Source organism: Pseudomonas sp. PS02303 (genome assembly GCF_029959925.1).
GTDB lineage: Bacteria > Pseudomonadota > Gammaproteobacteria > Pseudomonadales > Pseudomonadaceae > Aquipseudomonas > Aquipseudomonas mandelii.
On sequence record NZ_JASCOM010000048.1, the window covers coordinates 26,240 to 35,023 of the forward strand.

Annotated in this window: 7 protein-coding genes and 1 pseudogene; 4 read left to right on the plus strand and 4 right to left on the minus strand. The window is 52.1% G+C overall.

Annotation, left to right across the window (positions count from 1 at the left end):
* Window positions 1-35: 35 nt before the first annotated feature.
* Both QMX98_RS13840 and QMX98_RS13845 read right to left on the minus strand, forming a co-directional pair.
* Entirely contained in the window at window positions 36-2,519 is a 2,484-nt protein-coding gene (locus QMX98_RS13840; RefSeq protein ID WP_102599783.1) for an arsenate reductase (azurin) large subunit, read from the minus strand.
* Between the two features lie 14 nt (window positions 2,520-2,533).
* On the minus strand, window positions 2,534-3,052 hold the full coding sequence (locus tag QMX98_RS13845) for an arsenate reductase (azurin) small subunit (protein WP_102599784.1): 519 nt from the start codon (window positions 3,050-3,052) through the stop codon (window positions 2,534-2,536).
* A gap of 161 nt (window positions 3,053-3,213) precedes the next feature.
* Between QMX98_RS13845 and QMX98_RS13850 the strand changes: the two genes are divergently transcribed.
* Both QMX98_RS13850 and QMX98_RS13855 read left to right on the plus strand, forming a co-directional pair.
* Window positions 3,214-3,618 (plus strand): hypothetical protein, encoded by a 405-nt coding sequence (locus QMX98_RS13850; RefSeq protein ID WP_146013525.1) that lies wholly within the window; start codon window positions 3,214-3,216, stop codon window positions 3,616-3,618.
* A gap of 138 nt (window positions 3,619-3,756) precedes the next feature.
* Window positions 3,757-4,764, plus strand: coding sequence for a DUF4113 domain-containing protein (locus QMX98_RS13855; RefSeq protein ID WP_282410920.1), 1,008 nt, complete (start codon window positions 3,757-3,759; stop codon window positions 4,762-4,764).
* 102 nt (window positions 4,765-4,866) lie between these two features.
* On the opposite strand, the gene QMX98_RS13860 is transcribed toward QMX98_RS13855, so the two are convergent.
* Window positions 4,867-5,514: a hypothetical protein gene (locus QMX98_RS13860; RefSeq protein WP_282410917.1), complete on the minus strand. Its 648-nt coding sequence runs from the start codon at window positions 5,512-5,514 to the stop codon at window positions 4,867-4,869.
* Window positions 5,515-5,727: 213 nt separating this feature from the next.
* Here QMX98_RS13860 and QMX98_RS13865 point away from each other — a divergent pair, with 213 nt between their 5' ends.
* Window positions 5,728-7,554, plus strand: coding sequence for a DUF262 domain-containing protein (locus tag QMX98_RS13865; protein WP_282410918.1), 1,827 nt, complete (start codon window positions 5,728-5,730; stop codon window positions 7,552-7,554).
* A gap of 355 nt (window positions 7,555-7,909) precedes the next feature.
* Window positions 7,910-8,275 carry a histone-like nucleoid-structuring protein, MvaT/MvaU family gene (locus QMX98_RS13870; protein WP_282410919.1) on the plus strand — a complete coding sequence of 122 codons (366 nt, stop codon included), beginning with the start codon at window positions 7,910-7,912 and terminating at the stop codon, window positions 8,273-8,275.
* Window positions 8,276-8,529: 254 nt separating this feature from the next.
* Here QMX98_RS13870 and QMX98_RS13875 read toward each other — a convergent pair.
* A pseudogene (locus tag QMX98_RS13875) lies at window positions 8,530-8,784 on the minus strand (phage infection protein); the annotation flags it as partial.

Consider the following 8,784-nt stretch of genomic DNA (forward strand, 5'->3'; position numbering starts at 1 on the left):
CGTGAAAAGCGTCACGCTAGTACTAGACGACTTTCTTACGTAGTAAACCTGCGCGTCTTGAAGCTGATCTTCTCTTTGAATTCCTCCACTTTCCCAATGCGGCGAATGCTCGCCCACGTCCCTTTGTAATATGGGATTACGTTTCGATCTGTCCATGGCGTGGTCAGATCGCCCATCACACCGTTGAAATGGCCGAACTGCATAAACGTCTGGTTACGCTTGATATCCGGCTCCAGGTAGGCCAGCGCGTAGGATGAACCGTAGTCGTTAAACACCTCGACCACGTCCCCAGATGTAATAGCCAAGACTTGGGCATCGTCGGGGTTAATTTCCAGATAGGCCATCGGCACACGCCGTTGCACGAAGTCGTTGTATTGATCGTGGTAGAGCGTTTGCCACACTTCGTTGATGCGCCCGTTGTTGACCCAGAACTGGTGTTTCTCCTTCTGTTCTGCCACCGGTTTTGGCAATCCGGGCCATGTCGCTGGCTTGAACTCAGCCTTGCCGTCCGGAGTGTCAAATTTGTAATCGGTGTAGAGCATCTCGGTGCCGATCAGCTTGCCTTCTCGGTATTCTTTAGTGGGTAACTGGACGCCATTGTTGCCCATGGCTTTCAGCCGCTCGTAAGTGACGAGATTGCCCGTGGTGCCTCCCTGACTGTCGATTGGGCCAGCACCGGGTTGGCCAGCCATACGGAAGCCGTCGTTGAAGGCGTCCTCCTCGCTTTTCCAGTCGAACCCTGCAAAACGCGCCGCCATGTCCTGTTTCCCTTCGTCCGTATACATCTGCCGAAGGGTGTTAGCGATAGCCGCTGCGATGAGGCAATCGGCTTTCGCCGAACCAGGGGGATCCATGAATTTTTGTGAAAGGCGCATCCGGCGCTCGCCATTCATTGAGGTGAGATTCATTTCGCCTGGATGGGTCGCCGGCAGCATCACATGGGCGGCTTCTGCCAGTTTGGTAGGGTAGAGGTTGATGTTGGCGAAAAAGAGACCGCCTTTGTTTTTCACCGCGTCGTAGATTGCGTCCACCATCTGCGCAGTTGTACCGCCGCGAACATTGGCCATGGCCTCCCTGACAATGTTCGCGCGTTTTAGAATGACCGCACGATGTTGCTCAGCATTGAGTGTGGTCTGGAAGGGATTGGCCCCCCATGCCGTGTACATCATGCCTTTGCCGTTGATGATCTCCTGATCCACATAGATCTTGGTATTGCCTGGATAAGGGGGGCGTGTGTACCCCTCTTGGTGCCCACCCATCCGCACCACCCCCGTACCTCGTCGTCCGACGTTGTGAGTGGCCAGCACCAAGTCGACCAATGCAGACTGGATGAGGTAGTTGTCATTGCCCCAGATGATTCCTTTTTCGTAGGCGTGCATGGTGTGGGGACGGTGGCCAGAGGTTTTGGGTTTGTAAGCCCATTCGGCTGCTTGCTTGAGCTTGTCCACCGATACCCCGGTAACGCGACTGGTTTCCTCAAGCGACATTCGATTGGCTTGAAGTGCCTGCTCAAACGCTTTGGTATGGGCCGCGATAAATTCCTGGTCATGCCATTTTTGGTCGACCACGTAAGTCAGCAGACCATTGAACAGAGCGATATCCGTTCCCGGTTCGATATCCAAGTGCAGCACGTTGTCTTTACCTGCTGCTTGCTCCGCTATAGCGATGGTCGGCGTCCTGCGAGGGTCTACAAAAATCACCTTGGCTGGAGCAACGGTTTCCCCAGGAAAACGCTGTTTACGCTTGTCGACTGTCTGCCCCTGCAAGTTGGGAAGCCAATGCGCCAAGAAGTAGTTGGTCTGGGTTTCGTATGAATTGCAGCCGATAGCAACAATGACGTCGGCCAATTCGGCGTCTTCGTAGCTGTTGTTGAGTTCGCTAATGCCCATCTCGCGTGTGGCGTGGCACTCGGAGTTATAGGCAGGGCGGTTGTGGATTCGCACCAATGGGGTTTGCAGGGCGGTGAACATCAGTTTGCCGGTGCCCCAGGTATTCTCGAATCCGCCTCCGGCGCCTCCGTGATCGAAGCAGTCAAAGGCGAGCGAGGCAGGCCCGTCATTGTCCAGAATCTTCTTGGTCACCCCGGCGTAAAGCGCCAGCGCATCATCCCAGCTGGTGTCCACCCACTGGTCAGCTACATAAACACGTGGGCTGCGTAAACGCTCCCTGCCTACCCCATCGGGGCTGTACATGACCTTGGCCAGTTGTCCGCCTCGTGTGGACGAAAGCCCTTTATTAACTTCGCACTGTTTGTCCGGCACGATCATGATGTTGTAGCGCTTGCCGTCCTTGTCGGTGATCGTGTTCTGCATTGCCGGCGTCATGATGATAGCCAACGGAGGCAACTGTTTGCGGAAGTCGAGCCCCAGTGCGTTCTCTTCGGGTGCCCGTCCCCCCTCTCGATTTTCCGGCCACTTGTACACGTGATAGCCACAACCCACGATGCAGAAGTGGCATGTCAGGTTGGTCTTTTGGGCATCTGTCGGAGGCAGTGCCACACGATCTTTGTTCGTTGCCAATTTGAATCTCCTTATCAAAGGAGGTTGGACTGACGTCCGTAGATCAACCCTTCGACGGCTACAGCACGGACCGAATCGTCATTGGGGTTGTACTCAAGAACTATGATCGGCAGATTCTCAGTGGCTTGGCCGGAAACCATTTGGCCAATATTCTCAGGGTCGAAAATGCTGAAATGGCAGGGACATTTGAACACCTTTTGCCCAGGGTCATAGGCAACCGGACAGCCCATATGCGTGCATAGCGTGCTGTAGGCCACAATGTCTCGATCTGGGCCGACACCGCCTGGAACGGGCGTGCCCATCTTGATCAATGCGCAAGGTGAGGCCGCGTCGGGATAGGAAAATAGGACTGGTGTGTTGACCTGCAATTTCTGAGCTTTGGAGAGCGCCTGCATTTGGTAGGGAAGATTGACTCGACCCTCCGCCGTTGGCTTTGGTGTCGCGGCTTGCGTGAGTTCGGGCAAACCTATCGCCACGCTTGCCGCAACCCCACCTCCTACTTTCAGGAAGAGTCTTCTGGATATCGATGCCATTTCTGCCTCCGCATTGTGCTCGCGATGCAGTCGGCCCTGGCTGTGTCGTAAGCGACGTTTACTTCAACCAATTGAGCATAGTAGAAAGTGCGTTTTTTTGGCCAAATGGACGGAAAATCGGACATTTGCCTATGGTTTAGTCAAAATTTCCGACTGGCGGGTTGTGGCTTACTCCGGTCACCAAGTACTGCGAAGGGCCTACAAAGCTGATTGCTTTATGTAGCAGAGCAGACTTCAAACCCTGCCTGTTATTCCAAAGCTTGGGGCCGGGAGCTGCCGCTTGTGAACTACTATTGGCCGATTGCTGCCCATCACGAACGGCAGAAATCGGCCACGATCAACCGCTCGAAGATGTCTACGAATCTGGTGTCAATTCACTTTACTCTGGTGGCTTCAACGAAATCGTGACCAGTCTGAATGAAGACATCAATCTATTCCACGAAACTGATGTTGCATTAACAGCCATCCTTGAACCCCTATGGTTAAAGTTCGGTTGGACGGTTGAAGGCATCGAAGCCAAAGCAATGCGATACAGGGCAGAACTCAATACCAAACGCGCTAATTGAGTAACCTGAGCGTCTTATATGTCCGACCGTCCTGTTGCATTGGGGCTAGCAGCTATGGACATAACTGGGCAAGATTGACAGAAAATGTCTTGTTGCCATGGACAGCTGTAGGCCGTGCTTGAACCACCGGGTCGCAAGGTGCGGAACCATGTCCATAGCTTGAAATCTTTCCTTTACATTGATGAGGCCTTCGCGGATCTAGCTGGCGTTCCAGGTGATCTCGAAGCTTTAGGACGACGGATCCGGGCGAAGGTGTATCGAAGCACGGGTATCCCTGTCGGCGTCGGTATTGCAGGCACGAAAACGTTGAGTAAGCTCGCCAATCACGCAGCCAAAAAATGGCAAGCGCAGAGTGGAGGCGTGGTAGATCTTCGTGACCAAACCAAGCGCGACTGGGTACTAAAAAAATGCTCGGTGTCAGACGTCTGGGGAGTAGGGCGGAAGATGACTTTGCACCTAGAGGGCATGGGCATCAAGTCCGCTTGGGATCTCTCAAAAACCGATCCCTGGATGCTTCGCAAAAAATTCAGTGTGGTGATCGAAAAAACGGCGCGCGAGCTTGCCGGCACGCCATGCCTGGAACTCGATGAACCTGATCCACCGAAGCAGGAGATTTGCTGCAGCCGGATGTTCGGTAAGCGCCTCACCGAGATTGCACCGATCAAAGAGGCCGTGGCGACCTACATGATGCGGGCCACAGAAAAACTCCGAGCCCAGCATTCACTGTGCAAAAAAATTCGCGTGTCCATCCGCACCAGCATGTTCAATCCGGAGGAAGCCAAATACGCTAATGGAATCTTGGTCGAATTACCCTATCCAACGGACGACGTTCGCTTGATGACAAAGGCTGCGGTAGATGCGGTGGATCGAGTCTTCTGGCCAGGGTTCAAGTACAGCAAGGCTGAGGTGCTCCTGCTCAATCTTTGCCAGAAAGGCGAGTTTACCGATGACTTGTTTTCGATCTCACAGCCGGTCGCGATCGAGAAAGTCATGAGCGTGCTGGATTCCATCAATGAGCGATGGGGTAGGGGAACACTACGCTTGGCGAGCGTGCCGACCAATCCTGATTGGGGGATGCGCAGGGAGATGATGAGCCAGAGCTTTACGACGCGTGTTGATCAGCTTTGGACGGTGTACTGCAAGTAATTACGGGCAGCTTAGGTGGCGCACACCAAGAGGCAATCGGCTTCACCGCGAACCTCTGAGACGCTCAACGAAATCTCGAGATGTACGTCTGTTAGGTTAGAGTTATGTCCGAGAAGATATCTCATCAAGTACGTATGCCCGTATCTGATCCATCCTTTCCCGCTGCGCACCATCAATCTCAAAGTACGTATCACAAACTGGGTCTGCCAAAACCAGTTCGTTCGTCCCTGGGCGCAGCATGATGTTGTCGAGTTTGATGTCCGCCTCAGCTCCATGCTCCGAGGCAAAGGCTGCCATGGTTGCAAGTGTCGTCAGCAAACCACGGAGCTCAGGCTCTTCATTACTACGCTGGAGGCAGCGAAACCCAAACTGTTGTAGTTCTTCCCCATAAATCTGGGGTTCGTCATCTGTCAGTTCAACAAGAAGAGTGATGAGTTTTTGGGTCACTGCATTAGCCGGATCGAGATCTTGCAGCCTCTCAACCTGCGCTAGCCAGTAGAAGTCTTCTTTGTCCTCGTCCGAAGGCGCGACGGGGCCAAAATCCTTTATGACTCGTGGCACATGCGGGTTGCCTGAGGCTGATTGACGAGATACGAAGTTGTGTCCGCACCCTTGTCTCGTGAGCCTGTAAAGACGCCCCTCGCTGCAGAACAACGTGGTGGATGAGCCGTGTCCGAAATATTCCGCTGAGAGAAGCGGTGGGCGGCTTCGAAGATAGTCAATGTAGGGGCCTCGAAAGAGGAGGCTCATTGCGAATTTCCTGTTTGCTTACGTTCGGAAGGCCAGCGAATGTCGCTGAAGTAGATCAGTCTTTTGATACGAATTAGCTAGTGTAGGGGAGGGTGGCGCGGACGCTTAAATCTAACCATTTATTGCGACCTTTAAGCACCTGAGATAACGTCGGCGTCGGCCTGTAACCCATTGCTGAAATTGGCCCGTCGCGCTGCTCCAAGGATGAGAAAAATGGCTTACAAATCGAGCTCCATCGCTGGCGTTATTCGCCATCTCAATCGAGACTACTATCTCCCAGCGATACAGCGACCATACGTTTGGACTCCGGAACAGATCGTCCGTCTGTTCGACAGTTTGCTCAAAGGTTACCCGATCAGTTCTTTCCTTTTCTGGGAAGTCGAGCCTGCTCAGGCTGGGAGCCTCGACATATACAAATTCGTTGAAGATTTTAAGTTTGGTGATTTCCACAACGAAACAGCGGACGTCACTGACCAGCATTTAACCCTCGTACTCGATGGCCAGCAACGGCTGACTTCTTTGCTGATCGGCTTACGTGGCAGCTACAAGGTCAAACTCAAAGGGAAGCGTTGGCAAAACCCCGACTCTTGGGTACGCCAGAGCCTTTATCTCGATCTGATGGTAGATGCGAGCGATGAGGAATCTGAATCTGATATCAGTTATGGACTGTCTTTCTTTGAGGAAGCACCTGTAGAGCAGGCGGGAACTCACTGGTTCTCTGTCAGAAATATCATGCAATTTGACGACAAGGATGGGTTTGACGGCTACGTGGAGAAGCTCCTGGACTTGCTTGAGTCAAAGGACGTTTCCCGAACTGACTGTCGTATTGTCGAGCGCAATCTTAAAAAACTGTATCACGCGGTTTGGGTAGACGAGTCAGTTGCCTATTTTACCGAGACCAGCCGTTCACTCGAACGAGTATTAGACATTTTTGTACGTGCTAACGAGGGTGGTACGAAACTGAGCAAGTCTGATCTTTTGCTTTCCACCATTACCACCACATGGGGTGACCTGAATGCCAGGGAGGAGATCTACAGCTACGTCGACTATCTGAACAGTGGTTTGGCGCGAAACAACAGTTTCGACAAGGACTGGGTGATGAAAGCTTGTCTGGTTCTTTCAGATTTGCCTAATGCCTACAAAGTATCCAATTTTACAAAGAAAAACCTCGATCTCATCCGTCACAATTGGGAAGGTATCAAGTCCGCGCTAGAGATGACGGTTCGCCTTGCGAACGATTTCGGGATAGATCGTGAGACGCTGACCAGTTCGAACGCGTTATTGCCAATCGCATACTATTTTTTCAAAACGTCTGTAAGGTTTAACTCCACCGAAGCCAATCACTTGGAAGCCATACAAGCGATGCATCGCTGGTTGGTCAAAGCTTTGCTCGCGAGTACCTTCGGCGGTTCATCTGATGGCACCATCAGCCAGTCCCGAAAAATAATTCAAGAAAGCCTCGCGACATCTAGCGAGTTTCCAGAGAGGGCTCTTCTGCTTGGCCTTCGTCGGCAGAGTCATATTGATTTCACGGATCCGCGAAGCCTGGACGACCTACTGTCATTGACCTATCAAGATAGGACTACCTTCTTCGCGCTGTCCCTGCTATATCCGGACAAACGTTGGGGAAGTGCTCAGTACCACGTGGATCATATATTTCCTCAAGCCAGTCTCACTAAGGCAAAACTGTTGAGCCACGGTGTATCGGAGTGGGGCGTAGAGGCTTACCTCAAAGGCAAAGACCGTCTGAGCAATCTCCAGCTTTTGCCATACCTAGACAACATCGAGAAATCAGATCAGCAGTTTGAAGTTTGGCTAAGTGGTCGCAGTCTGACGTTTACGCATGAGCATTCAATTCCGGATGATAAAGAGCTGTATCAGGTAGACCGTTTACTCGATTTTCTCAAAGCGCGAGATATGTTACTGAGAAAACGCTATGCGGATATCTTAGGTTTTTCCAGCTATCCGGTGGCCAGTGAAGAGTCGAGCGATGCTTTGGAATGTTCAGATTCGCTAGAGGCAGAAATTTCGGAAAAGTAATTCGCTCGTCTTTGAAGGTTCCACAGGCAAAAGATGGATCTGTGTTCTCCCCTGCGCTCGGGCTCAGGGGAGGGTTCACAGTTGGAGCCAAAGGAGACGAGCGAAAAATCTCTGATTTCGATGAGGCTTTAGCTTTTCTGAAAGCACAACCGTCAGCGCGTTGGCGTCGCCCTAATGACCAAGGTAATTGGGGAATCGTTACTGGCATTCGTTGGATCGATTTAGAGTTTTAGTTCTGCTGGGACATTATTCGCGGAAGTGAATTTGTTCAAAAAAAATGAAGTAGGATGCTGAGTCAAAATTAAAATGCTGTTTTTGGTGTATCGTTAGGATACTAATTACATAGAGGTCTTCCATGTCCAAACTCGCAGAATTCCGCCAGCTCGAAAAGCACCTCGCCGAGCAACTCCAAGCGCTCGAAGCCCTGAAAGGCGACGCAGGCCTCAAGAAAGAAATGGAATTTGAAACCAAGCTGCGTGCTCTGCTTGCCGAGTACAGCTACAGCCTGCCGAACGTGATCAACTTGCTTGACCCTAAGGCTGGTCGTCGCGCACCAGCTGCCGAGGTAAAATCCGGTTCGAGAAAGCCACGCCAGGTGAAGGTCTACAAAAATCCAGAATCTGGCGAAGTCGTCGAGACCAAAGGCGGCAACCACAAAATTTTGAAAGAATGGAAAGCGAAATACGGCTCGGCCAAAGTCGAGTCCTGGCTGACCAAGTGAGTTCTGTTTGAGTACAGCTTCTTCCACTCATCTGTGCGACGTAAGCGTCCGCCCAACACGCCTTTCTGATACAAACGCTTAGGGCGATGGTGGACACTCGCTACGTTCTCACGCGCCTGCCGCAGCGGGTGAATTACAGAACTGCTACTGCATAAGAGGGCGTCCGCTTACACGCAAGGTGTGCTGGGCGGACGCTTAATTTAGAGATAAATATCCATAGGTGAATCAGTAAGCCACTCCTACAGATGGACAAACTACCTAAATGAAGCCACCGCATCGGAGCCAATACCACCGATCCGAATTCTAGTTTCATTGAAAGCAACTTGATTTCCACCCACACGATCCGAACCATCGGCTGCCAGACCTTTTGCCCCGACACGATCCGAACCATTGGCGGCCAGACCTTTTGCTCCAACATGATCGGCACCATCAGCGGCCAGACCTTTTGCTCCGACGTGATCGGCACCATCAGCGGCCAGACCTTTTGCTCCGACGTGATCGGCACCATC